This window comes from Pseudomonas maioricensis (assembly GCF_022790535.1).
GTDB lineage: Bacteria > Pseudomonadota > Gammaproteobacteria > Pseudomonadales > Pseudomonadaceae > Aquipseudomonas > Aquipseudomonas maioricensis.
The window spans coordinates 58,736-82,711 of the sequence record NZ_LOHG01000018.1 but is presented as its reverse complement, the minus strand read 5'-3'; the positions used below and the strand labels follow the sequence as shown (position 1 = coordinate 82,711).

Genomic DNA, 23,976 nt, shown 5'->3' with positions numbered 1-23,976 from the left:
TTAAGCTTTCGGCTCAATCGCCATAAACATTTCCTGCTTTTTGAAGCGACCGCTGTTCTGGAAGTCCGCGATCACCAGACCCTGGCGGCCGGCGATCCGGCTGACGATTTCACGGTTGATCTGGCCGTTCTTCTCATCTGCCAGGTAGCTCTCAACCGACATCCAGCGGGCCTCTGCGATTTCGTCGGTGTCGATGACGTTGATCGTCTGGGTCAGTGGTTTCAGTCGGCAGATGAAATGGATGTTGGATTTGCCGAACTCATAAGGATGGCGGGTGGTGAAGCCCAGAATGGATTCGAAACTGGCCTCGACACCGGTTTCTTCGAGAACCTCCCTGACGATGGAGTCCTGGATTCTTTCACCGTCATCGACATGACCGCCAGGCAAATTAAAGCCGCTACGGCCCTGGTCTCTGACCACCAGAATCTCGTTGTGCTGATTGATCAGGATGGCCCTGGCACCGACGATATGCGTCGGGGTAAAGGGCACGTAAGTCGATTCCTGTGGTTTTCTGACCAGCGTCAGGGTTTCAGGCAGGCAGCTGTGGAATACAAAGCCGTGCGCGACGAACTGCTCGATGCTGCCGGAGCGGCTAACAGGTAGAGTGATCCAGGCGAGCCCTTTGTTCTCGCGCTCCATGAACACCAGCAAGCCTTTAATGGCGATTTCAAGATCGGCTTTTTCATAAGAAAAAGAATCCGGATCGATGATCACGCCGTTGTAATCGTTCAACTCATACTTCATTGAAAATCCTGGAAAGCTGGGGTCCGTGGCGAAGTTTAATCCTGACCATTGATCTGCTTCCACTCAATGCCGAAACGCGCCAGATATTTTCGCAGGCGATCCGCGTCATTGGGGTTCGCCTTATTCCTGCGTGAAACGCCAAACAGCCTGCGTCCGGCGTCTGACAGGCTCTGAGCGCTGCGGCACACATCGATGACCGCTTTGAGTTGTACGCGATCAAAAAGGTCCAGCTCCAGCTCGTCATCCAGCAGTGGCAGTGGCTCGTCCGGTTCCACCGTCAGAGCCCAGGCGTAACGCAGGCGCTGGATTTCCTCTTCAACCTGAGCCTCGTCAATCCGCCCGCTGTCGGCGAGCGTGGCCATGCGCGTGATCGACGCCGAGAGCTCGCGGAAATTGCCTGACCACACCGATTCTTGATGATTGGCGAAAGCCATGTAGCGTTGACGGGCTTCGCGATTGAAACGAATCAAGCGTCCGTGTTCCCGCGCGTGGCGCTCCAGCTCGAAATCGATGTTCGGCTCAATGTCTTCGCGCCTGCGGGCAAGGCCGGGCAGATTGAACGTCCACAGGTTGATCCGCGCATACAAGTCTTCGCGGAACAAGCCCTGAGCCACCCGTTCACGTAAGTCCCGATGGGTACCGGCGATAATCATGAAGTCGCTGGCTACTTCCTTGTCTGAGCCCATCGGCAGAAAACGTTTTTCTTCAACTGCCTTGAGCAGCATGGCTTGTTCGTCCGGCCCTAGCTCACCGATTTCATCGAGAAACAGCATTCCGCCCTCGGCGGCGCGCAGCAAGCCTTCACGGGCGGTCAGGGCACCAGTGAATGCGCCTTTTATATGGCCAAATAACGTCGACATGGCGCCGTCGCCCCGCAGGGTTGCGCAGTTGACCTCGACAAAACGCCCCTCGATTTGATGTCGACTGCGCTTGAGTTCGTAGATGCGTCTCGCCAGAAAAGATTTCCCCGCACCCGTAGGGCCGATCAGCAGCATGGGGGCTCTGGAGCGCACGGCGACCTGTTCGATCTGTTCAATCGAGCGGTTGAATGCGGCATTGCGAGTGGCAATTCCTGATTTGAGAAACTCGAGGCCTTCCAGCCGTTTGTGAGTGAAGCGCGAGGCAATGCGGTCGTAGCGCGAAAGGTCAAGATCGATCAGGGAACAGGTGCCGCTCGCTCGTTCTTCATCGCTGTGTCGACGTGCCGGTGAGGTCTGAATCAGTCGGGCGGGCAGGTAGCGCGCTTCAGTCAGCAAGAACCAGCAGATCTGCGCAACGTGCGTTCCGGTGGTGATGTGCACCAGATACTGCTCGTTGTCAGTGTCGAAATCGTAGGCGGTCGTGAAGTCATGTAATGCGCCGTACACCTCTTCGAAGTCCCAGGCATTGCGCAGTGACATGGGGTGAAGGCGAACCTCGGTCTGCGGGGAAATCTGTTGGACATCGGCGGCCACACGCTGTGCAAGGCTGACATCGCGCGCCGAAATCCCATGGATCAATTCCAGTCGATCTATCTGCAGCTCTTCCTGTTGGCACAGGCCGACGGTGGGGCGCCAATGGTTCCAGCGGTTGGCGCCTTTGCCTACACGGTCGAGGGTTGAGCCAATGAAGCCGATGGCTACGGTGCGCGTGGTAGACATATCTATCCTGAAAGATAAGAAGCGATATTAAAGGATAAATAATAGGCGTCCGGTTTGTCTTTTCTTTTGTGGGTAAAAGCAGGCATTAAAAATAATATCTAATAAAATCATGTAGTTAATTATTTGTTCGTGTGTTCTTTTGAGGCTGGCACGCAGCCTGCAGTCAACCTGCATAACGCCAGGCAGTCAGGCGTGTAGGCTAGCGACTTGAGCGAAGCGTCAAGTCAGCAGCTTTTGAAGTAGCTGCCTTGAATAGCAGGCCTGAACAGGGGCCATTGAACAGAAGTAGAGATCATGCAGAAGAACACGTTTCAGGTATTGGAAGTCGTCAACGGTAAGCCCATCAAAATGTGGACAGAAGGCGTTCCGGTAGAGAACGAAGCCCGGCAGCAATTGATGAACACAGCGCGCATGCCTTTTATCTTCAAGCACATGGCGGTCATGCCTGATGTGCATCTGGGTAAAGGCTCCACCATCGGCAGCGTCATTCCGACGGTGGGCGCGATCATTCCGGCCGCCGTTGGGGTGGATATCGGCTGCGGCATGATTGCTGCGCGAACCTCGCTCACTGCCGCTGACCTTCCGGATAACCTGGCGGGGCTGCGTAGCGCGATTGAAAAGTCGGTGCCTCACGGCCGGTCTTCGACCCGTTCTCGCCGTGATAAAGGCGCCTGGGACGAGATTCCGCAGCAGGCTGATAACGTCTGGGCTGAGCTGCATCCACGCTTCAAGCTGATTACTGATAAGTACCCGGCGCTGGCAAACAGCAACAACCGTAAGCACCTGGGAACCCTGGGCAGCGGCAACCACTTCATTGAGGTTTGTCTGGATGAAGGCAATAGGGTCTGGTTCATGCTGCACAGCGGTTCTCGTGGCGTGGGAAACGCCATCGGCAACCTGTTCATTCAGATGGCTCAGGCGGACATGCGGCAGCACATCGCTGATTTGCCGGACCGTGACCTGGCCTACTTCGAAGAAGGCAGCCAGCACTTTGATGATTACGTGGAAGCCGTAGAGTGGGCGCAGGATTTCGCCCGTCAGAACAGGGAGTTGATGATGGCGGCGGTCATTCAGGCCACCCGACAGGTAATCAGCAAGCCGTTTCAGGTTGCTCTGGAAGCGGTCAACTGCCATCACAACTATGTGCAGAAAGAACGGCACTTTGGTGAAGACGTGCTGATCACCCGTAAGGGGGCTGTTTCGGCGAAGAAGGGCGAGCTGGGGATCATTCCGGGTTCCATGGGCGCCAAAAGTTTCATCGTTCGCGGGTTGGGTAATGAAGAGGCATTTTGCTCTTGCAGTCATGGGGCAGGGCGCACCATGAGCAGAACCAAGGCCAAAAGCACATTCACGATTGAAGACCAGATTCGCGCCACCGCGCATGTTGAATGCCGTAAGGATGCCGCCGTGATTGACGAGATTCCCATGGCTTACAAGGACATTGACAAGGTCATGCGCGCCCAGCGTGAGTTGGTGGAGGTGCTGCACACCTTGCGGCAGGTGGTTTGTGTCAAAGGATAGATTTTATGAGCAGTGTGATGACATTTGAGACGTGGCGAGGCTGGAATTATCAGCTGACAGACCACGAAGCCAGACGCGTCAGGGAGATCCAGGAGACTCATGATGCGGCCAGGGCTTTGCTGGAGTTGAGCCGGTTTGGCAATGGATTTGTACGCGAAGCGGCGGTGGAAAGGCTCGCCGGTCAGGCTTCAGCAGAGGCGTTGGTTGCGCTACTGGAGCGGCTCAACGACTGGGTGCCTCAGGTCCGGCTGCAGGCGCAAAGGGCAGTTGAGCAGTTTCTGGTCGTGGAGCGGGCAGAACTGTTGCTGCAAGCGTTGGCGCCGCTGTTGTCGCTGGGCCATAAGCAGCGTGTCGATCATCGTCACACGTTGCTCAAGGCGCGCAATCTGTTGTCGATGCCCCAGATGCGTGAGCAGGTTGAGTTGGCGTTTGGTGGCTGTCGTGGCGAAGCGGGCAGGTTTCTTTTTGATCTGCTGCTTGAAAATGGCTCGGATCGACCTTCGTTCCTGGCCGCCGCACTGGCTCATGACGATGTGACCGTGCGGCAGAAGGCGGTCAGTGCCTGCGCCGACTTGTCGGCGGCCGACGCGGTGCCCTTGCTTGAGGGGGCATTGCAGTCTTCGGCGGCAAGTCTACGGGTTCAGGCGCTGCGGGGGTTGTTGACGTTACTGTCGGACCCGGCAGGGCACGTGAAGGCGGCGCTGCTTGATGGTTCTGCTGCGGTGCGCTGTCTCGCCCGCTGGGCTGCGCCGCGTTACGGAGTCGATAGTCTGCAAGTCCTGCTGTCGAGACTGACCGGAGCGCTCCCGGTCAGCAGGCGCGAATGGCTGGGGCTGTTAGGGCTGGCGAAGGAGTTGAATCATTCACTGCCGGATTCAGTCCTGCGTGCCGCGCTCGACTCGCCGGTGGCTACTGTGCGGGTGCAGGCCCTGCAATCGCTGGGTGATGCTGGTCTGGCGCAGCAACTTGCGGCGCTGGACGATCATTCCGAAAAGGTTTTCAGGTGCGCAGTGCAGCTCTTGAATCATCAGCAATGGTCGCTGTTCGATGTTCAGCTCGAGCAGCGCCTCGACAATGACTGGCAGGCGCTGAGTGATGAGCGTCGTGCCGCGTTACTGGGTCTCAAGCCCGTGTGGCGCCAACTGGATTACTTGCTGCGCCGTCACGCGCAGGCCGCTGAAGAGGCTGGTTATTGGTTGAAGCAAATCGCCTTCTGGTGTGATGCGCAGTACACACGCGTCGATCCTGTGACGCCAAAAGCACATAGAGAGCTGTTACTGCAGCGTTTGCAGGCCATGGAAGATTCAGGTGAATTGAAGTCAGGCACGGTACGTCGCCTGCGTTGAAGGTGAGGGACAGGGTCATGGAAATGGGACATGCGCTTGCGCATCCACTCAGCAGTGCTATGCGTGAGCGGGTTCTCGAGGAGTTGCAGCGGATAGAGCGTGAGCACAATGTCAGCGTGCTCTATGCGTGTGAGTCGGGCAGTCGTGCCTGGGGATTTGCATCTACCGACAGCGACTATGACGTGCGCTTTGTCTACGTGGAGCGCCCTGAATGGTTTGTTCAGGTTGACGTGCCTCGCGACGTGATCGAGCGTCCGCTGGACGACGAACTGGACATCAGTGGCTGGGAGCTGCGCAAGACTCTGGGTCTGCTGCGCAAATCCAATCCGACGTTGCTGGAGTGGCTCGATTCGCCACTGGTCTACCGCAGTGAGGCGCCTGCAACGCAGCGTCTGCGCGAGCTGGCTGAGGCTTTCTACAGCCCGCCAGCGGCACGCAATCATTACCTGTCGATGGCGAAAAAGAATTTTCGCGGGTATCTGCAAGGCGAGGATGTGCGGTTCAAAAAGTATTTTTACGTGCTTCGTCCATTGCTGGCTGTGCGCTGGATCGATCAGGGGCGGGGCAGGCCGCCCATGACGTTCGCGGACCTGCTGACCACGGTCGACGATCAGGCGCTGCTTGATGAAGTGGCCGAGCTGCTGGTGCTCAAGCGCAACGCCGGTGAAGCGGCGTATGGCCCCAGACGGGTTGCGCTGCACAGGTTTATCACCGCGGAGCTTGAGCGTCCGGTGCCGTGTTTGCCGCGTACCCAAGAAGACAATGGGGTGCTGGATGAGTACCTGCGGCAGATGGTCGGCCAGTATGCAAAAGGATGAAGTGCATGAAACAGGATGTGATTGCGCGGGATGGATCTATCGACGGAGTGCCGAGTGATTTGCGCTATCAGGCAGCGCGGCTTTTTCAAGTCGCGCTGCCTGAGGCGCTGCTTACAACCGGAAGCGACTGACCAGATTGTTGAACGAGAGCGCCAGATTCGACAGCTCCTGTGTCGAAGCATTGGTCTGATGGGCACCTGCGGCGGTCTGGGTCGACAGGTCCTGAATGTTGACCAGATTGCGGTCAACTTCACGGGCCACATTGGCCTGTTCTTCCGATGCGCTCGCAATGACCATGTTGCGCTCGTTGATTTGCGAAATGCCTTCAGCAATCTGTTCCAGTGCTTCGCCGCTGGCCTGGGCCAGACCCTGGGTGTCATTCACCAGCGACTGGCTTTTACCCATCGCACGCACGGCCTGGTCGGCACTCGTTTGCACCGAGTTGATCATGCCTTCGATTTCCCCGGTGGACGCTTGCGTGCGTGCTGCCAGTGCACGCACTTCATCAGCTACCACCGCAAAGCCACGTCCTTGCTCGCCAGCGCGGGCGGCTTCGATAGCGGCATTGAGCGCCAGTAGATTGGTCTGTTCGGCGATCCCGCGAATCACATCCAGCACCTTGCCGATGTCCCGGACTTGCACCGCCAGATCTTCCACCATGGTGGTCGACGCCGCGATTTCGGTGGTGGCGTTGTTGATCGCCGTTACCGCTTCGCGGGCTTTGTTACGACCTTCAGTGGCTTGCAGGCTGGTCGACCGTGAGGCTTCGGAAGTGGACACCGCATTTCGGGCCACTTCCTCGACGGCTGAAGTCATCTCGGTGACTGCAGTGGCCGCCTGTTGAATCTCGTCGTTCTGACGTACCAGGCCGCGGCTGCCGTTGTCGGTCACCGCAGTGAGCTCTTCGGCTGCCGACGCCAGTTGGTCGGAGGCGCTCGCGATTTGCTGGATCGTGGTTTTAAGGCTGGTCTGCATGTCGCTCAGCGCGCCGAGCAACTGGCCTGCTTCATCGCGACCGGTGCTGACGATATGTTGAGTCAGGTCGCCGTTGGCAATGCGCTGGGCGCTGGTCACAGCGGTAGCGATAGGGCGGCTGATCAGGCGGCTGATAAACAGGCCCAGGCCCAGTGCGGCGAGGAATGCCAGGGTGATACCGGTGTACAGCGCGGTTTTGGCAGACGTCTCCATCACCTCGGCTTCCACTCCGCCTTCACCGATCTGACGGTTGTTGGAGTCGATCATGATCGTCAGCTGGTCCATGACGACCCGATATTTTTTCTGGAGGTCGCCAAAAAGCAGGGTGCGAGCGTTCTCTACATCACCAGCCTTTATAAGGGTCAGGTATTTTTGCACGACCTCCTGATAAATCGGCCAGTCCTTTTCCATCATGTCGCCTGCTGCACGTTCATCGTCAGCCAGAGGCGTTTTTCGGTAGGCTGCGAAAGCTTTTTCGCTGGCCAGTTGGTTGGCCTTCATGGACGCGAGGTATTCGTCTTTTTCGCTTTGAGGGGCGTTGGATACGGTTGCGATGTAGAGACGAAACATGTCGCGCGTTTGCCCGACCGCTTTTGTTTTGGCTTCTGCGGTGTTGGCGACCGATACCAGATTATTGACGAATACCAGTTTCAGGCTGTCCGACATTTGCGAAACACCGCGGGCGCCCAATACGCCCACCCCCAGTGTGATAACGGCGCAAAGCCCAAAAGCGGTGAGTAGTTTGGTCGAAAGTTTTGCATCGTGAAGCCAGCTCATCGGCGCGTCCTGCAGGAGGTTGTTTTTAGATAACGACGTTGTGAGGTCAGCCCGCTCAATCCTGAAAAGTTGAGTGGGTTGTCATATCTCTATCGGCAGCGCTGTCCAGTTCTGAAGGGTTACTTAATGTTGCGCCAGTTGTTTTTTATTTCTGCGACTTAGTTGCGTGATTAGCTTTAAGCCTTTGGTTTCGGGGCTTTCAGGCGATAAAAAAATTATCAAACAGCACATATGTTCAATAATATTAGTTGATTAAGTGCTATGGGATTAACGTCTGCAAGTCTGTTGTTGTATGACGACTGGCCTTGTTGTTGTCTGCGTATTGGCACGCCAGGCCCGGCTCGCCGGGAGTTTGTGTTCACTGCTCCTGCGACAATCGAGCGTCGGGTATTAGCATCAGAGGAGTACACATTTGGAAATCATTCGTAGATAATAATATTTCCCATTCGTCTCCGGAATTTCCCCAGGTGTTCATCCCAACCCGTCGCGCTTATTGCGTCTCTCTTGCTTTCGGCTGTGTGTTGCTCCCGGCTTTGTCCCAGGCCGAGGAAGCCGTTACCGAGCTTCCGGCCACCGACATTCAGGCCGCAGGAGATACCGAAAGCAGCCCTTATGTTCGCTCCACCAGCAGTACCGCCAGCAAGTCGGAAGTGCCGATCAGGGATGAAGCACAGTCAGTCAACGTCGTCACTCAGCAGACGCTGGATGATTTTCAGGTCAAGTCGCTGGACGATGCGATGAAGTTTGTCAGCGGTGTGTCGCAGTCCAACACACTGGGTAACTCCAAAGACGCGTTGATCAAACGTGGTTTTGGCACCAACGATGATGGCAGCATTCTGCGTGATGGCATTCGCTCGGTAGTAGGCCACAACCTGGGGGCCACCACGGATCACGTAGAGGTCTTGAAGGGGCCTGCGTCGCTGTTGTACGGCGCAATCGAACCGGGCGGTTTGATCAACGTTGTCAGCAAGCAGCCGGAATACACCCGCAGCACGACCATCACTGGCTCAGGTTACAGCGAAGGTGGTGGGACGTTCGGTGTCGATACCACCGGCCCTATTGAAGACACCGGGCTTGCCTACCGTCTTGTGGCCGAACGTGGCCATGAGGATTACTGGCGCAATTACGGGGTCAATGAGCACACGCTGGTGGCGCCTTCGTTGAGCTGGACTGGCGAGCGCGCCAAGCTGACCCTGGCTTATGAGTACAACGATTATTTCAGCCCGTTTGATCGCGGTACCGTGTTCGCCAATGGCAAGCCTGCAGCGGCGAGTTACAAGGATCGCCTGGACGAGCGCTGGGCGAAGACGGTCGGCATCAGCGAAACGGCCACTGCGAAGTTCGAATATCAACTCAATGATGACTGGAAGACACGCGCTACTTATGGCTGGAACAATGATCGTTACAGTCTCGCTATTGCTCAGCCAGTGACATTGACTGGAAGCAACCTGAGACGTGCCGCCAACGGCGCGCATTACGATTATGAAACCCGCTACACCAGTCTGGATTTTATCGGCGAGCAGCAGCTGTTCGGGCAGCGTCATGACATATTGGTGGGCGTGGATAACGAAGTACTCGACAAGTACCGGGGCAAAACCTATCGAAATGCCAACGTGGCCAGTGGTGCGATTAACATCAATGACCCTCAATACGGTCGGCTCGGCGAACCCAGCACTGTCAATGCGGTGCAAAGTAATTCGCGCAACGAGCTAACGTCTACGTCGGTTTACTTCAAAGACAACTGGCACCTGAATGATCAGTGGATTCTGGTCTTTGGTGGACGTCAGCAGCATTACGATCAATACAGTGATCAGGGATCGGTTACCCGTGTATTGGGACGTGATGACAATGGCGACGTCTTTGTTCCATTTGTCGGTGTCGTCTATCAACCCACCGAAGCGCTTTCGCTTTACGGTAGCTACAGCGAATCGTTCGTCCCTAATGACACTGTCTCGGACGACAACAAAACTTTCGATCCAGAGGAGGGGCGCAGTTACGAAGTCGGCCTCAAATTCAACCCTTCGGATCGCTTGAACATCAATGTGGCGGTGTTTGATATCGTCAAGAAAAACGTGGTGACTCCAGTTACGATCAATAACGTGGCCACCAATGAGTTGGCAGGCAAAGTAGGCTCCAGAGGTCTGGAACTCGACGTTACAGGCAAGCTGGCCGAACGTTGGGACATGATCGGCACCTATGCCTATACGCACACAGAAGTACTCGACGATCCGGCGAATGAAGGCAAGCGTCTTAGCAATGCGCCGATGCACACTGCCAGCCTGTATCTGACTCACCACCTGACCTTCCCAGAGCAGACCGGACAATGGCACGTCGGTGGCGGCGCGCGTTATGTCGGTGAGCGTCCAGGCGATAGCGCAAACAGTTTCTGGATGGAAAGCTACACGGTCGCCGACGCGTTTCTACGCTGGGACCTCCCCACCAAGGACTATAAAACCCGTTTGCAGTTGAACGTTGATAACCTGTTCGATAAAGAGTATTACCCGTCTGGTACGGGGAGCAGCGACTTGCAGATCAACGTTGGTGAATCGCGCACTGCGCGCCTGACTGCCAGCGTTACGTTCTAACCGAGGCTGAAACATGAGGCACTGCCGGATTAATTCGGCAGTGCCTCAAACATCTAAATTGTTAACACTTCTGTTAGCCTGCCGAACTCATCATCAATGATCTCAGGCACTCTCCATGTTCACCCTTCGCATCATGACCCTGGACGATTACGACGCGGTCATTACTTTGATGGAAAACACTCCCGGCGTTTCGGTAAGAGAGGCTGACTCTCGCGAATCGACTTCAAGGTATCTGCTGCGCAATCCCGGCATGAGTTTCGTCGCCGAGGTGGAATCCACGATCGTTGGTTGCGTCATGTGTGGTCATGACGGGCGAAGAGGCTACCTGCAGCATTTGCTGGTGTTGGAAAACTATCGTCGGCAGGGCATTGCCAACGCGCTGGTAGAGCGCTGTCTTTCTACCCTTGAAAGCCACGGAATACTCAAATGTCATCTTGATGTACTTAAAACCAATCGCGCCGCGGCCCATTACTGGAGCGCGCAAGGCTGGCAACTTAGAACGGATATTGACCGGTATTCTTTCATTCGCTCCGGCGGCATCAACGCTTGATGCACGAGGGCGTGCTAGAGCACTCCGTACTTAACTGTTAATCTGCGCCGCCCTTCAGATCGGCCCCAAGTGGCCGATGCAGTAGCCTTCGTTAAAAAATAGATAAGGATGTTGTCTGTGAAACGTGCAGTGATGTTGTTGGCTCTGAGTTTGAGCCTTTCGTTGACCGGTTGTATTTCGTTCACCCCCAGTGGTCCGATTGGTGATCCGGTCAGCCCGGCGAAAGTGACTTCCAAGCGTTCGGCGCAAATGGCCGATGTGGTTATCAGTTCGCCAGACCTCAAAGATGAGCAGCGCCAGAACATCAGTCGCCAGTTGACCGAACAGATCAGCCGTTACGTGGAAAAGGGCGGCTACTACCAGAGCGTCATCGCGTTCCCGGCGCGCATGGGCGAGCACGATGTACAACTCAAATTCAACCTGACGTCCCTGAAAGGCAAGCGCACGCCACACCCGGCGTATATCCCTGGCGCTCTGCTGACCCTGACCATCTGGATCTGGGTCAATGGTCCTGTTTATGTCGACAGCTACGACCTTGCTGGTGAGCTGGTGGTTGAAGACCGCAATGGCAAAGTCCTGGCGCGCGCGGCGGAGAAGGTCAACGAGAAGAAAAATCTGGGTATTTATAACGGCGAATACTGGGCGCCTAGCCTGGGCCGTTTCCAGCTGCGTGACATGATTGGCAGGCTGCTGGACAAGACCAGCGCGCAGTTGCCTGCCGCCAACACAGGGGCGCAATAACATGCTGCGTTCCTTTTTGTTGTTGGTGACCGCGTGCCTGTCGTTGACCGGATGCCTGAGCTATTCCCATCACGATCTGGCACAGGTAAAGCAGTGGCCACTCACTGCTCCTGCCGCTGATGCCAAGCCTTCTGTTTACGTGAGACTCAACGGCGAATACCTGCTCAATGACCGACCGCGGGCTGGCGGTGTTGATACGGCTCGTTGGGAGAAGATCCTCGTAGACAGCTACTCCGCCTCAGGTGCTGTAGCCTCGGCGACCGCTGCGAAAACCCAGTCCGATATATATGTGTCTGCGACGCTGACCAACCATGAGAAGGGCATCATGCCCCTCGCGTTCATCTCCGGTTTTACCTTCACGTTGATACCGGCTACCTTCGACAACACGCTGACGTTGAAGACGGTCTACAAGGACCGGGATGGCAAGGTACTGGGGCAGGTAGAGAAGAGCGAGACCATTACGACCTGGATTCAGCTGGTATTGATTTTTGCAGCTCCGTTCAATGCCTCGCTGGATGACACCATCAAACACCTGAGTCAAAGCTCCATTGAAGAGGCGGTGCGACTCAAGCTGCTTTGAGCTGCCTGTAGCGACAAGCAAATCTCTGAAAGCGGCGATGCCGGCTGGTCATTCTGATTAGTCGCTATCGCCGCTTTTGCGTTTGAAAGCATGGAACCAACGCTCTAGCCTGCGGTTCGAAGCCATACATTCTCAATCAGGGACATCAACCCCATGCTTAAAACTCTAGCCTACAGCCTGATGCTGGCTTCCACCCTTGGCCTCGCTGCCTGCGATCCTAAATCTGAAGACAAGGCGCAGGAAGCTCAGCAACACGCTGAGAAAGCACAGGACAAGGCCGCCGATGCGGCGAAGGAGAATGCCAAGGCGGAGCAGGCACAGGCCGAGTCTAAAGAAGCCAAGGCCGAAGAAGACAAGACCTTCGTGCCAACCACCCAGGTTCCGGAATCACTCAAGACGCCTGAGAAAAATTGATAATCGCTCCATCAGACAGCGGCTGTCTGTAGGAGCCGAGCTTGCTCGCGATGAACGATAACGCGGCCTGATCGAACCAGTGCCGTGCGTCCATCGCGGGCAAGCACCGCTTCAAAGCCAGACCGCGTTTTTTATCGCCTGCCTCCACCAATACCTCCGCAGAATCAGGCAATCACTCCGAAGGATTGGACTAATTCACCGCTGCCTGATCGTCCTACTCTGAACGTGCATCGAGCCACCGGCTCATCACTCGGACAAGGACAAAAATCATGTCGAACATCAAAGACAAAGTGGTTGTTATCACTGGGGCAAGCAGCGGTATTGGCGAAGCTACGGCCAGGCTGTTGGCCGAGAAGGGCGCACGTGTCGTGCTTGGCGCGCGGCGTACCGAGCGGCTCGAAGAACTGTGCAAAGAGATCGTGGCCGCAGGCGGCAGTGCGCAGTATCAGGCAGTCGATGTCACCGACCGGGGCAGCGTGCAGGCCTTCGTCGACCAGGCCGTTAACACGTTCGGGCGCGTCGACGTGATCGTCAACAATGCCGGAGTCATGCCGTTGTCCAGGCTGGATGCCTTGAAAGTCCAGGAATGGGACCGGATGATCGACGTCAATATTCGTGGCGTGCTGCACGGTATTGCGGCGGGGTTGCCGCTGATGCAGAAACAGCAATCTGGGCAATTCATCAACATTGCGTCCATTGGTGCATACACCGTCAGCCCGACTGCTGCCGTCTACTGCGCAACCAAATTTGCTGTGCGGGCGATTTCCGAAGGCTTGCGTCAGGAAGCGGGTGCAGACATTCGGGTCACAGTGATTTCACCAGGCGTGACGGAGTCGGAGTTGGCGGACAGTATTTCCGACGAGGGCGGACGAGCGGAAATGCGCGAGTTTCGCAAGATTGCCATACCGGCACTGGCCATCGCCCGGGCAATTGCCTATGCAGTAGAGCAGCCCGCCGACGTCGACGTCAGTGAGCTGATTGTGCGCCCAACCGCCAGCCCTTACTGATTCGCCTGGCCTGCGTCCTGCCATCAAGGGTTCGCTGGACGATATTTATCCTGCAAACCCTTGTTCTTAACGCTTGTACGATGACTTAAGCCGAGGTACAACGAGCGTCCCGTCCAACAATAAAATAACGGAGATGCACGATGGACTCATCGCAACGGGATACAGGTGCCGACCACGGCCGCAGAACATTCCTCAAAACATCGCTGGCGGTATCGGCCGGTGTGGCTGCCCTTGGCAGCGCTGCGTTGCCTCGTCTGGCAAGCGCGGAGCCACTGAGTCAGCGTTATCCGGATCCACTGGTCAATATCCTTGATGACAGCTTCATGGAGTTGCGCATCTTCAATGCCAGCGTTGAGCGCCTGGCCACCGGCTTGCGTTGGGTCGAAGGTCCGGTCTGGGTCGGTGACGGCCGCTACCTGCTGGTCAGCGACATCCCCAACAACCGCATTATGCGCTGGGACGAAGTGACCGGGGGCTTGTCGGTTTATCGCGATAACTCCAACTTCTCCAATGGCATGTGCCGTGATCGCCAAGGCCGCCTGTTGGTTTGCGAGGGCTCGACGACCTCTAAAGAAGGCCGCCGCGTGACCCGTACCGAGTACAACGGCAGCATCACCGTGCTGGCCGATAACTACGAGGGCAAGCCGTTTAATTCGCCTAACGATATCGTCTGCAAACGTGATGGGTCGGTCTGGTTCACCGATCCGCCATTTCAGACCGGCAATAACTATGAAGGCCATAAAGTCACCCCGGAACTGCCTCACGCGGTGTATCGCATCGACGGCGCTAACGGCAAAGTCACTCGGGTAATTGACGATCTGGCAGGTCCGAACGGCCTGTGTTTTTCGCCAGATGAAAAAATCCTTTATGTCGTTGAGGGGCGGGCCAAGCCCAATCGCATCATCTGGGCAATTGCCGTGAATGACGACGGCACGCTGGGCCTGCGTCGCAAGCACATCGAAGGTTTGGAGTTCGCGGGCATCGACGGCATCAAGTGCGATGAGAGCGGCAATCTGTGGTGTGGCTGGGGCAGCAACAGTGACCCTAAAGCGGATCCGGAAAAACTCGATGGTGTGCGTGTATTCAACCCGGAAGGCAAAGCCATCGGGCACATCTCCCTGCCCGAGCGTTGCCCGAATCTGTGCTTCGGCGGTCGTGAAGGCAACCGGCTGTTCATGGCTGGCAGCCACTCGATCTATTCACTGTTCGTGAACACCCGCGGCGCGACCTTCGCTTGATCAGGTGCACATGACACCGCGTTGTCATGCCGTCATTCAATATCTGTAGGCGCTCACCGAGGTTACGAGGCCAGCGATGGCAGTGTGTCAGGCAAGCCGTTATCGCAGGCCTCGTAACCTCGGTGAGCGCCTACAGAATAAGCATTTCAATGCACGAGTTGGGTGTGCTTGATAAAAACTTCCGTCTGAGCTCATCTGCCTGGCATCACTTCAACACCAGCAACCGGTAAACCCCCGCGTCACTTTCGATGCCGTGGGTGTCATGGGTAAAGCCCGGAAAGGACGTATCAAAACTCTCCAGCGCTTTCAGGTAGGCCAGCAACGGCCCATCGGCAGGCCCTGCGTTTTCGCCGGGCATCAGCAGGGGAATACCTGGTGGATAGGGCACGATGCCGGTCGCCACGATACGCCCCGCAGCCTGCTCCAGGGTCACCAGTTCAACCTGGTTCTTGACCAGTTTCTCGTACGCCTGCACCGGGCTGAATTCCGCTTGCGGCAACATGCCGAAGGCCTGCGCCATGGTTGCGGTGGTGCGATGTTCCTTCATGGCGGCGAAGATCTCTTCGGCCAGATCTCTGAGGCCCATGCCGGTGTAGCGTTGCTGGTTGGCGGCCAGCAAATCGGGCAGGCACAGTTCCAGTTCGAGATTGCTGTCGTAGTCGCGTTTGAAATCCAGCAGTGCATTGACCAGCGTTCCCCATTTACCTTTGGTGATGCCAATGGAGAACAGGAACAGGATGGTGAAGTCAGTGGTTTTTTCCACCACGATGCCCTGGCGGCCCAAATACGCACTCAGCACGCAGGCCGGAATGCCGAAGTCGAGTAGCTGGCCATCGTCGCCCATGCCCGGGCTGAGTACCGAGACCTTGATCGGGTCGAGCATGCAGTAGCCATCCTCGATGTCGCCAAAGCCATGCCAGACTTCGTCAGGGTGCAACACCCAGCAATCAGGTTCGCTCTTGAGTACGACCGGGTCGACCTGGTGAAACGGTACGGCGGTGCCCTTCACGCGAACGCTAGGTGGCTGCCAGCACGAGAAGAACCAGTCATCCTCCTTGAGCATCTCGCTTTTCATCCGCGAAATGACTTGGCGGAAAGCGATTGCCTCCTCGATGGATTCAGTGGTCAGGATCTCGCCGCTGGGCGCTTCCATCATGGCCGAGCTGACGTCGCAGGAGGCCATGATCGCGTAATTGGGCGACGTCGAGGCATGCATCATGAATGACTCATTGAAGCGCCCATGAGGTATCGGATTGCGTCCGTTGCGCACATGGATCATTGACGCCTGCGAGAGCGCTGCCAGCAGTTTGTGCGTGGACTGCGTCGCAAATACCGTCGGCCTCGATTCATCATGATCGTCAGGGCTACCGTGCATGGCGAAGCGGTCACGGTACAGCGGGTTGAAGCGTGCGTAGCCGTACCAGGCTTCATCGAAGTGCAGGCGGTCGACACTTTGCCCGAGCAGTTCCTCAACCCGCGTCACGTTGTACGTCAGGCCGTCGTAAGTCGAGTTGGTGACGATGGCGTGGATCGGCGTCGGATCGATGCCTTCGCGGACCAGCGGGTTATTGGCGATTGCTGTCTGCACGCCCTCACGACTCAGGGTTTGCGGCAGGATCGGGCCAATGATCCCGAAGCGATTACGGGTTGGCACCAGATAGGTCGGAATCGCGCCAGACAAGGTCATCGCATGCTCGGCGGACTTGTGGCAATTACGGTCGCACAGGGCAATCTGATCCCGGGTCACGCTGGCCATGAGGATGACCCGATTGGAGGTCGATGAGCCGTTGGTCACGTAATACGTGCGATGCGCGCCAAAGACCTTAGCCGCGTAACGTTCGCCCTGACCGATGGGGCCGGAATGGTCGAGCAGCGAACCCAGCTCGCCGACTGAAATCGACAGGTCGGAACGCAGCAGGTTTTCCCCGAAAAACTCGTAAAAGGCGCGGCCCGCAGTGCTTTTCAGAAAAGCGGTACCGCCCGCGTGGCCGGGGGTGTGCCACGAATATTCATAGCTGCGGGCAAATTTCAGCAGGGCGCCGAACATCGGTGGCAATACCGCCTGGCGATATCGCTCGATGGCGGCGAGTATCCGTCCGCTGAGAAAACGACTGGTATCTTCGGGCAGCCAGATGAAGTCGTCGGCATGCTGCATCACCACCAACGGAATATTCGAAGCGGTGCTGCGATCACTGATAAGAAACACCGGGACCCTTGTATTGCGCTCGCGCAGATTGGTCAGCAGTTTGATGCATTCTTCATGGTTATCGCTTTTGTCCATTTCCCAACTGAGCAATACACACTGAACGGCCGGGTCAGAGCGCAGAATCGAGTTGGCATCGGCCAGACTTTCTGAAACCAGCACGCTGATCGAGCGTTCTTCGACGTCACTGAGCAGTTGGTTCAAGGCACGGCCAAACACCGTGCGTTTGTCGGGTGCGCTGCTGACCAACAGTGCAAGCATGCCGAGCAGGTGGCGGTATTCGGTCATGGTCTTGCCTCCAGTGGCGTGGAATTCAGGCTGTTCACGGGGATGGGTTCTGCGTTGAGGTGCTGAGCGCTAATGGTCTGTACCGGCACACTGTTATTGATCGCTTCCAGGCGAATCAGGCGATTGTTGACGAAGCCGAACAGGGTGTAGCCGAAGATGGTGGCCACGCCGCCAAGCATCAGTGCCTGTGCGCCGGAGCTGTAGAGCGCCAGGTAGCTGTATGCGGCAGCGATGGTTGCGACGATGTTGGTGATCAGTGCGGTGTTGGGCGGTACGTTGGAAACTTTCTGCATCGTCAGCAATGCCGCCATCGACAGGATGTACGGCACCAGATTGGTCACCACTGCCAGGTTGACCAGCGTGTCGAACTGTTTACTGAGGTCCGGGCTTATCGTCAGGAAACCCAGTGCCGTCTGCGCCGCCAGTAATATCAGCATGCCGATAATGGGGGTGCCGGCTTTGTTGGCCTTGGAAAAGATGGGGATGAAGTAGCCGGTGTCTGCCGAGCTTTTGAACACTTGTGCGATGGTGAATTGCCAACCCAGCAAGGAGCCAATGCAGGCCAGCACCATCAGACCCATGACAATGCTGCCAATCATGGGGTTGAACATCTTGGCGAACACCAGACCGAATGGCGCGGTAGAGGCCGCCAGTTCCGGGTTATCGACAATACCGGCGATCACGTTGGTGGAAACGATATAGATCACAGCGGCACCCAACGTACCGCCCAAGACCGCAATCGGGACGTTTTTTTCCGGGTTTTCCACTGCGTCGGTGTTGGCGCACGCTGACTCCAATCCCAGAAATGCCCAGAGGGTAATTGCCACTGATGCGCCTGCGGCTTCAAACCATCCTTTGTCATGAGGGTTCCAGCCCGCGGCGTAGACGCTACTGTCGAACCAGAACCAGCCGATGGTCGACACTAATACCACCGGCGCAATAACTCCCCATACAGTCACGGCGCCTATTTTGCCGGTGATGCTGGCGCCGCCAAAGTTGGCAAAGGTGGTAATCCATAACAAGGCAATAGTTGCCAGCCCGACCTGCATAGAATCAAGTTGCACATTGAACAGCACCTGGATATAGCCAACAGCAGTAATACTGATCGCCACGTTGGCAATAAGTAGCGAAAGGCCATAAGTGTAATTGGTCAGGTAGTTGCCAGCTTTGCCAAAGGTATATTCAGCGTAACCACCCATTCCGCCGGTCTTGCGGCTGAGCATGCCGCAGCGCGCGAAAGCGTAGGCCAGAGCCAGAGATCCCGTGGCCGTGACGAGCCAGGAGAGAATCGAGATGGCGCCAACTTCGGCAAGTTTGGAAGGGAGTAACACAATGCCAGAGCCTAACATGTTGACGGCAGTCAACATTGTTAGTTGGCTAACGCTCATTTTCTTCGCGGCTGACATTCCATTGCCTCTGTGAGAGAAAGCGGGGAAGTGTTAGCTATAGCAGAGCATTGAAGCGGTGCAAGTAATTAGTTGGTTAGTGGGAGAGGGGTCTTATTAAATAAAGACAATCTGGAAGCTGACCCAAACCGCCAGGAACGCCCCCGACGTCCAGACGCGGCGCGATTTCCTTCAAATAAAATGCAAATCACCGAATTGAAACGCGCACTCTGTAGGAGCTGCCGAAGGCTGCGAAGCATTTAACCTGACGTGCCGCCATCGCAGCCTTCGGCAGCTCCTACAGGGCCCGTGTTCGCCTATTAGTGCCACGATTGATAAATCAGCGTTTCGCCAGTTCGTGCTTGATGCATTGCTCGTAGTAGGTCTGTTTGATGGCCGCAGGTTTTAGCCGCGAGGCGCTTTTGTAGGTCTGTTCGGTAATGCCCATGGCCGTCATGCGCATCCAGGGTTGGTTGAACTTGCGACCCTGAAGTTTCTTGCGTGCACCGTAAAGGGTGATGCCAGCCAGTTTCGATTCCTGAGCGCCTGCCGCGATACCTGAACCCCACGTGCATATCGAACGGCCGCTTGAGGTGACATCTTTGGCTTGGGCCACCCACGAAATACTGGCCAGCACAAACGCCGCTACGGTTAAAACAAGAATCCGCATAAATGCCAGCCCCTAAGCTTCTGAAAAGAAAGCAAGTTTGCCAAGCTCGGCTGGAGGCGAGGGGCCAGCAATTGGTTTTATTTCGAGACAAAATCAGCCGGGACTTTTACGTCAGCTAAAATGCCTGGTGACGGCATGTGGCGCATCGGGTACGTCCATATTGATCTTGCGCCACGCGGCTTCGGCGAAGCTGTAAACCGAAAATGCGATCAGACCCAAGGCCACGATCATCAACACTATTCCGCCTGCGGGTAGATCCTGCAGGCCGTTCAGCGCGTCCTTCAGGCCGGGCGGGTGCATGGCCTGGTAGCTGGAACCGCTGATCGCCAGCAATGCAGCGATTTCGATAAACGCCACGCCACGGGCAATCAGGCCAAAGCGCGATACCGGACGCACGTAGCGCATGACGTCTTCATCGGCGTCGAAGTACTTCTCAAAACTGGCTTTCCAGCCCTTGATGATATGGGTGATACCCACGCCGAGCGGTATCAGTGCGGCCAGATACACCAGGATGTTCGAGTGGTCCCAGGACAGAATGGACGCCAGCAGGTCCTGGGTTTTGCCACCTGAATCGCCAGAGCTTTTGAGTGCGCTGATTAACAGTCCCAAGGCGAAGAACGCCAGTGCGCCATAGGTCACGCCACCCACCAGCAGGCCCGTGCGAATGACCAGGCCTTTGACTTCCGTCCCGTGGTGATCCACATCACGCGTGGCTTGCAGGACTCGCCATGCAGCGAAGGCCAGCAGGCCGACCACCACAATCGCGACCATGACATTGCCAAAGGGCTGGCTCAACAAGGCTTCGAGGCTACTGTGACTGTCTTTTGGCTGTGACGACCCTTGGGCGGCAAGCAGGGCGAAGATACCAATGATCAGATACACGACACCGCGAGCGGCATAGCCACCGCGAGCGAGAAGAGTGAGACTGCGTTGCGCGGACATAAAGGGTTTCTTCCTGAAAAAGTGATACAGGAGCAGACCGGCTCCAGCATCAGGCGTTCGCTCTTTTATCGCCTGCTACGAGGCGCGCCATGACTCAAAGGTCTGCCAGCTCCACCACTTCGACCCGGTCCCGGTGCACCTTGGCGCGATACAAGGCTTTATCTACCGAGCGCAGCACTTTTTCAAAGTCGTTCTGGTTGTCCAGTGCCCGGGTATATGCCAGACCTGCGCTGAATCTGATAGGGAACGGCAAACCGGTGTCGACCTCAAGCGCTTCGCGCAAACGGCTCATGAAATGCTGAGCGTCCTCGATACTGGAACCCGGGAATGCCAGTAGAAACTCTTCACCGCCCCAGCGTGCGAATACGTCAGTCTTGCGCTTGAGTCGTGAGACCGTACTGGCGAACAGGCGCAAACCGGCATCGCCCGCCGCATGCCCGTGGTGATCGTTGATCTTCTTGAAGTGGTCCAGGTCAATCATGGCGATTGCCAACGGATAAATCCGGGGCGAGCGTGACAGGCCGTTCTCGTCGAAAATCGTCGAGACCACGCCTCGTCGATTCAGCGCTCCGGTCAGAATGTCGGTAATGCTCATGTTAACGATGTGCTGACGTAACTGTTCCTGAAGCATCAGCGCAAAGCACAGGGTGAACAGGAACGAGACCATGAAATCCATGGCCAATGCCATCAACGAAAACATGTCGGGTTCATCGAAGGCCAGTGGCGGCATCGGCTCAACCAGCAGTGCCACCGTGTTGTAACCGTGAAACGCCAACAGCGCGACGTATCCGGCCAGCAGGCCCCAGGCCCCGCGGAAGCGTTTTCTCAGAGGTAGCGTCACGGCCATCTGAATGCCGATGGTGATAAAAACCAGAAACAGAAACCAGGGCACGATCCAGGACGTGTGCAACAGCACGCTGGTACCGAGGCCGTACGCCAGCGGCGGGGCTATGAAAAGACAGGCCTGGCGCCGGATGCTCCCGGGGCTTTCAGCCAGTTGATACAAGGCCAGGCTGTGAGCGCCAATCGCAAATAGCAGCAGGATGGTGTTCAGCAGAAAAGCCGCAACAGGGCTGAGTACGCCAAGCCAGGCGTAGTCGCCACTGACAACACCCGGTTGCAAAAGGGAGACGATCCGGTACGCCGCCAGCAGCAGGTCGCCTGCTATCCACCAGAGCAATGGTGTATGCCGCTCGCCGACGCCGAACCATGACAGGCAGAGCATCAGCGTGGTCATCAACCCGAACGGGATAATGATGAGCAGCAACGTGACAGGATCATTCAGAAGCATGGACTGTAGCTTTCAGTTGCCAGAGGGTCAGGTCGGCATGATCGCATATCCACAAAACCAGAGGGCAGTGCGGTTCCCGGCAGGGTGCCGAGAACCGACGAAGGTCTGGCGTATCAACGATGCTTCAACCTAACGGCTACAGGCCGCCGCAATGGCTTTACCCAGCGCCTCGGTATTGCCCTTGCCGCCGATATCAGCCGTGAGCGGTGCATTTTCCGGACCCATTGCCAGTACGGTTTCGATAGCGTTAAGCACTGCCGCTCCCGCTTCCGGGTGGCCAAGGTGTTCAAGCATCATCGCCCCGCACCAGATTTGTCCGATGGGATTGGCGATGCCTTTGCCTGCGATGTCCGGAGCTGAGCCATGCACAGGCTCGAACAGGCTCGGGAAGTTGCGTTCAGGGTTGATGTTGGCTGAAGGGGCGATGCCGATGGTGCCCGTGCAGGCCGGACCCAGGTCAGAAAGAATATCGCCGAACAGGTTGCTGGCCACGACGACGTCAAACCAGTCCGGGTGCAGGACAAAGTTCGCGGTGAGAATGTCGATGTGATACTTGTCGACGTTGACCTCCGGGTAGTTCTTGCCCATTTCCACAACGCGCTCGTCCCAATACGGCATGGTGATCGCTATCCCGTTGGATTTGGTCGCAGAGGTCAGGTGCTTTTTCGGCCGGCTCTGGGCCAGCTCATAGGCAAACTTGAGAATACGGTCGACGCCCACCCGGGTCATGACGGTTTCCTGCAGGACGATTTCCCGGTCGGTACCCGGGAACATCTTGCCGCCGACACTGGAATACTCACCCTCAGTGTTTTCCCGCACGACCCAGAAGTCGATGTCACCCGGTTTGCGATTGGCCAGCGGCGCTTTAACGCCTGGCATCAAACGGCAAGGGCGCAGGTTCACATACTGGTCGAACTCGCGACGGAACTGCAGCAGCGAATCCCACAGGGAAATATGATCGGGCACGACGTCCGGCCAGCCCACCGCGCCGAAGTAAATCGCGTCGTAGCCTTTGAGAATCTCGAACCAGTTGTCGGGCATCATTTTGCCGTGGGCCAGGTAGTAATCGGCACTGGCAAAGTCGAACCAGTCCCACTGCAACTCCAGATTATGCTGTGCGGCCACCACGTCCAGCACGCGTACGCCTTCGGGCATGACTTCCTTGCCTATGCCATCGCCAGGGATGACGGCAATTTTGTAATGGGGCTTGCTCATGAATTCGACTCCAGGGTTGATGGTGGACGAAGCTCAGTGTATGCAGTGTCTCTGACTTAATAATTAGTCATTTGCGAAAGCCATTCTTAGATTTTAGGAAACAATCGATGAGCATGATCGATGACCTGAGCTTCTTCCAGCAGGTGGCTACACGGGGCAGCCTGACGGAGGTCGCGCGGCAGCTGGGGTTGTCGCTGCCAGCGGTAAGCAAGCGCCTGAGCCAGCTGGAAGCGCGCCTTGGTGTGCAGCTGCTGCAGCGCACGACGCGCCGGTTATCGTTGACTCCCGAAGGTGTGCTCTACCTCGAAGGTGGACGGCCGATACTGCGTCAGCTCGACGAACTGGAAAGCGCGCTCAACAATCGCCAGCCGACCTTGCAGGGGCGCTTGCGAATCAACGGCACACTGGGTTTCGGACGACGGCATCTGGCTCCGGTTGTGTCGAGCTTCGCCCGGTTGCATCCGGCGCTGGAGATTTCTCTGGAGCTGACCAGTCAGCCGGTGAGTCTGCTGGATGATCAGTTCGATATCGGCGTCTTCATGGGCGAGCCTCCGGATTCGCGGCTGATCGGCATTCGCCTGCTGGAAAATCCGCGGATCCTCTGTGCGTCACCCAATTATCTGGAGGGCAGGGCGCCCTTGAACCGGGTGGCTGATCTGGCGGAACACAACTGCATCTTGCTGCGTCAGTTCGGCAGTGACTACGCGATCTGGCGTTTTCGCAAGGAGGGTCAGGATTACGCCCATAAAGTCAGCGGTACGCTGTCGAGTAACGATGGTGAGGTGGCGTTGAGTCTTGCGCTCGACGGGCACGGTCTGATCCTGCGTTCGCGCTGGGATGTGCAAGCGCATCTGGAGAGCGGACGGCTACAGGCGGTGCTGGAGGATTATCAGCCGCCACGGGGCGATATCTTTGCGGTCTACCAACACCGACGGCATATCCCGCAGCGCATCTCGCTGTTCACCCACTATCTGGCTCAGGAACTGGCCCGGCGCCTGCCGTTTGCCGCTCCAGGGTGAATGGCGCACCTTAGCCGACTGTAGGAG

General features: G+C 56.8%; 20 protein-coding genes and 1 pseudogene. 11 read left to right on the top strand and 10 right to left on the bottom strand.

Annotated elements, in window-relative coordinates; translation table 11 throughout:
* Both AUC61_RS22145 and rtcR read right to left on the bottom strand, forming a co-directional pair.
* Positions 1-744, bottom strand: a complete 744-nt coding sequence (locus AUC61_RS22145) for an NUDIX hydrolase (protein WP_243248328.1) — start codon at positions 742-744, stop codon at positions 1-3.
* Positions 745-779: 35 nt separating this feature from the next.
* Positions 780-2,384: an RNA repair transcriptional activator RtcR gene (rtcR, locus tag AUC61_RS22140; protein WP_243248327.1), complete on the bottom strand. Its 1,605-nt coding sequence runs from the start codon at positions 2,382-2,384 to the stop codon at positions 780-782.
* Between the two features lie 294 nt (positions 2,385-2,678).
* Between rtcR and AUC61_RS22135 the strand changes: the two genes are divergently transcribed.
* Genes AUC61_RS22135 through AUC61_RS22125 form a run of 3 tightly spaced genes read left to right on the top strand, consistent with a single transcriptional unit; the run spans position 2,679 to position 6,069 of the window.
* Positions 2,679-3,905 (top strand): RtcB family protein, encoded by a 1,227-nt coding sequence (locus AUC61_RS22135; RefSeq protein WP_243248325.1) that lies wholly within the window; start codon positions 2,679-2,681, stop codon positions 3,903-3,905.
* A gap of 5 nt (positions 3,906-3,910) precedes the next feature.
* Positions 3,911-5,251, top strand: a complete 1,341-nt coding sequence (locus tag AUC61_RS22130; RefSeq protein ID WP_243248323.1) for a HEAT repeat domain-containing protein — start codon at positions 3,911-3,913, stop codon at positions 5,249-5,251.
* A gap of 23 nt (positions 5,252-5,274) precedes the next feature.
* Complete coding sequence (locus AUC61_RS22125) at positions 5,275-6,069, top strand: nucleotidyltransferase domain-containing protein (RefSeq protein ID WP_243248339.1); 795 nt, start codon at positions 5,275-5,277, stop codon at positions 6,067-6,069.
* Between the two features lie 111 nt (positions 6,070-6,180).
* On the opposite strand, the gene AUC61_RS26755 is transcribed toward AUC61_RS22125, so the two are convergent.
* Positions 6,181-7,044 (bottom strand): methyl-accepting chemotaxis protein, encoded by an 864-nt coding sequence (locus AUC61_RS26755; protein ID WP_422765587.1) that lies wholly within the window; start codon positions 7,042-7,044, stop codon positions 6,181-6,183.
* A pseudogene (locus AUC61_RS26750) lies at positions 7,039-7,821 on the bottom strand (MCP four helix bundle domain-containing protein); the annotation flags it as partial. The pseudogene AUC61_RS26750 and the gene AUC61_RS26755, both read right to left, overlap by 6 nt.
* Positions 7,822-8,339: 518 nt before the next feature.
* Between AUC61_RS26750 and AUC61_RS22115 the strand changes: the two are divergent.
* The 7 genes from AUC61_RS22115 (at position 8,340) to AUC61_RS22085 (ending at position 14,936) form a co-directional block, all read left to right on the top strand.
* Positions 8,340-10,406 carry a TonB-dependent siderophore receptor gene (locus tag AUC61_RS22115; protein ID WP_422765585.1) on the top strand — a complete coding sequence of 689 codons (2,067 nt, stop codon included), beginning with the start codon at positions 8,340-8,342 and terminating at the stop codon, positions 10,404-10,406.
* Between the two features lie 115 nt (positions 10,407-10,521).
* Positions 10,522-10,956: a GNAT family N-acetyltransferase gene (locus AUC61_RS22110; RefSeq protein WP_243248320.1), complete on the top strand. Its 435-nt coding sequence runs from the start codon at positions 10,522-10,524 to the stop codon at positions 10,954-10,956.
* Between the two features lie 117 nt (positions 10,957-11,073).
* The gene (locus AUC61_RS22105; RefSeq protein WP_243248318.1) at positions 11,074-11,697 is read left to right on the top strand and encodes a type 2 periplasmic-binding domain-containing protein; all 624 of its coding nucleotides are present in this window, start codon (positions 11,074-11,076) and stop codon (positions 11,695-11,697) included.
* Between the two features lies 1 nt (position 11,698).
* Positions 11,699-12,277, top strand: coding sequence for a hypothetical protein (locus AUC61_RS22100; protein WP_243248314.1), 579 nt, complete (start codon positions 11,699-11,701; stop codon positions 12,275-12,277).
* A gap of 153 nt (positions 12,278-12,430) precedes the next feature.
* Positions 12,431-12,691 (top strand): hypothetical protein, encoded by a 261-nt coding sequence (locus AUC61_RS22095; RefSeq protein ID WP_122664748.1) that lies wholly within the window; start codon positions 12,431-12,433, stop codon positions 12,689-12,691.
* A gap of 269 nt (positions 12,692-12,960) precedes the next feature.
* Complete coding sequence (locus AUC61_RS22090; RefSeq protein WP_243248313.1) at positions 12,961-13,698, top strand: SDR family oxidoreductase; 738 nt, start codon at positions 12,961-12,963, stop codon at positions 13,696-13,698.
* A gap of 140 nt (positions 13,699-13,838) precedes the next feature.
* Positions 13,839-14,936, top strand: a complete 1,098-nt coding sequence (locus AUC61_RS22085; protein WP_243248311.1) for an SMP-30/gluconolactonase/LRE family protein — start codon at positions 13,839-13,841, stop codon at positions 14,934-14,936.
* A gap of 205 nt (positions 14,937-15,141) precedes the next feature.
* On the opposite strand, the gene AUC61_RS22080 is transcribed toward AUC61_RS22085, so the two are convergent.
* From AUC61_RS22080 to AUC61_RS22055, 6 genes are all read right to left on the bottom strand, one after another.
* Entirely contained in the window at positions 15,142-17,427 is a 2,286-nt protein-coding gene (locus AUC61_RS22080; protein ID WP_243248309.1) for an Orn/Lys/Arg family decarboxylase, read from the bottom strand.
* On the bottom strand, positions 17,424-18,833 hold the full coding sequence (gene potE / locus AUC61_RS22075) for a putrescine-ornithine antiporter (protein WP_243248307.1): 1,410 nt from the start codon (positions 18,831-18,833) through the stop codon (positions 17,424-17,426). The genes AUC61_RS22080 and potE overlap by 4 nt, the downstream gene beginning before the upstream one ends.
* 319 nt (positions 18,834-19,152) lie before the next feature.
* Complete coding sequence (locus tag AUC61_RS22070) at positions 19,153-19,482, bottom strand: hypothetical protein (protein WP_243248305.1); 330 nt, start codon at positions 19,480-19,482, stop codon at positions 19,153-19,155.
* Between the two features lie 111 nt (positions 19,483-19,593).
* The gene (locus tag AUC61_RS22065) at positions 19,594-20,424 is read right to left on the bottom strand and encodes a DUF1206 domain-containing protein (RefSeq protein WP_243248304.1); all 831 of its coding nucleotides are present in this window, start codon (positions 20,422-20,424) and stop codon (positions 19,594-19,596) included.
* Positions 20,425-20,518: 94 nt separating this feature from the next.
* Positions 20,519-21,715 carry a GGDEF domain-containing protein gene (locus AUC61_RS22060; RefSeq protein ID WP_243248302.1) on the bottom strand — a complete coding sequence of 399 codons (1,197 nt, stop codon included), beginning with the start codon at positions 21,713-21,715 and terminating at the stop codon, positions 20,519-20,521.
* A gap of 129 nt (positions 21,716-21,844) precedes the next feature.
* Positions 21,845-22,930, bottom strand: coding sequence for a tartrate dehydrogenase (locus tag AUC61_RS22055; protein ID WP_243248300.1), 1,086 nt, complete (start codon positions 22,928-22,930; stop codon positions 21,845-21,847).
* 107 nt (positions 22,931-23,037) lie between these two features.
* On the opposite strand from AUC61_RS22055, the gene AUC61_RS22050 reads away from it, so the two are divergent.
* Entirely contained in the window at positions 23,038-23,949 is a 912-nt protein-coding gene (locus AUC61_RS22050; protein ID WP_243248299.1) for a LysR family transcriptional regulator, read from the top strand.
* Positions 23,950-23,976 lie beyond the last annotated feature (27 nt).